At 40.1% G+C, this 1599-nt stretch carries 1 protein-coding gene; it reads left to right on the top strand.

What is annotated here, in order from left to right:
• The first annotated feature begins 139 nt into the window (after positions 1 to 139).
• Positions 140 to 1513 carry a tetratricopeptide repeat protein gene (locus T489_RS0112260; RefSeq protein WP_031580303.1) on the top strand — a complete coding sequence of 458 codons (1374 nt, stop codon included), beginning with the start codon at positions 140 to 142 and terminating at the stop codon, positions 1511 to 1513.
• The last annotated feature ends 86 nt before the right edge of the window (positions 1514 to 1599 follow it).

Genomic DNA, 1599 nt, shown 5'->3' with positions numbered 1-1599 from the left:
TCCACGTATAACAGAGTGGCCAATGCCGTGCTTACACTGAGGAAAATGTCTTGCCTAAATTTCTGCTTGACAAAGGTCGTTTCATAACAGTTACATTGAAAGCATTACAATCAAAGGTTATGACACAACCAGATCACCTTTGACAGATACAGATATAGCTCTGATTACGGTTAAACAGAAAAAATATCTGTTCACAGAAGCTGCAACCAAATACTTCGCAGTTCAAATCTCCCCGGAACATCAGCTTAAGCTATACGACAGAGAATCTCCAAATTACCGTTTTCATCTGGAAAAACCAGAAATCAGTGAACATAAGACCATTCTGCCAGCTGATGACAACGAAGAATCATACTGGAGAAGAAATCCGTATCACCACTTCGCAAATGACAGTGATGCAGAAAAAATACGTCTTTTAAAAAAACTTCATGACGACGAGAACGGAATTACCGACTATCTGATTGGTTCAGTCTACGAACACTCGGATAAATTAAAAGACAATGAAAAAGCAATGCACTACTACCTTCTTTCAGCAGAAAGAGGGAATACCAACGCATACCTTAATATCGGTCTGATGCATTTTTATGAAAAAACTGATAATGCAGACAGAACAGAAGGATTTAAGTATATTCAGAAAGCTGCAGCTCTTAACAATCTGCAGGCTCTCAACTTTCTGGCAGGACTTTATGCTGAAGGCATATATGTTCCAAGGGACATGACTTCAGCCGTAAATTATTACAGAAGAGCGGCAGATAACGGTTCACCCGAAGCTTCATACCGACTTGGCAGCATATACAGCAGAACAGAATCAGACTTTTTCAATATGGATACTGCATGTTTCTTCTTCAAAAAAGCAGCAAACATGAATTATGAACAGGAAGACATATATGCCGCTCTCGGAGACTGCAGACTTCATCAGGACCATGATGTCATAACTGCCTACAGAATGTACCGCAAAGGAGCCGAACTGAATCAGCCTAAATCACTGATAAAAACAGCCAAAGCCCTGCTTAACACTGAAAATCCAGAACCGTCTCAGATAAAGGAAGCCGAAAAACTGCTTCTTAAGGCTGCTGTTCTGAAAACTCCTGAATCCTACGGTATTCTGGCTCATTTTTATTACCACCTGCTGCAGTCTGTTGATAAGGCAGAAAAATTTGCCTTAAAAGGAGTCAAGCTTAAAGATTCCCTCTCAAACGAAATTCTGGCAGACATATATATAACATCGGTAAAAGATATTCCGAATGCCCAGGAAACAATTATCAGATTTCTCACCGATGCTGCAGAACAAGGCAGCATATCAGCCACTGACAGGCTGATTGACTATCTGTATAGTCTGAAAACCGCTTCATCTGACATATCCCCCTGGATTGCCAGATCCGAAAAATGTCATCGTTACCTAAAAACCGCCGTACCGCAGAATATTCTGAAAATAAAGAAAAACCTTAACAGCTCAATCACAGCCGATAAAACAGAAAATACGTCAAAATGCCACAATCCTTATACAGGATGGTAATGGCGAGACGAGAATCTGAAAAGACACTATCGTCCTGATCATTAACCGGCAGGAAGTTAAAGTTAAAGTTAAAGTTAAAGTTAAAG

This window comes from Ruminobacter sp. RM87, from assembly GCF_000701925.1.
Taxonomy (GTDB): Bacteria; Pseudomonadota; Gammaproteobacteria; order Enterobacterales; family Succinivibrionaceae; genus Ruminobacter; species Ruminobacter amylophilus.
Note: the sequence above shows the minus strand (reverse complement) of the source record. Positions and strands in the feature narration are given on the sequence as shown.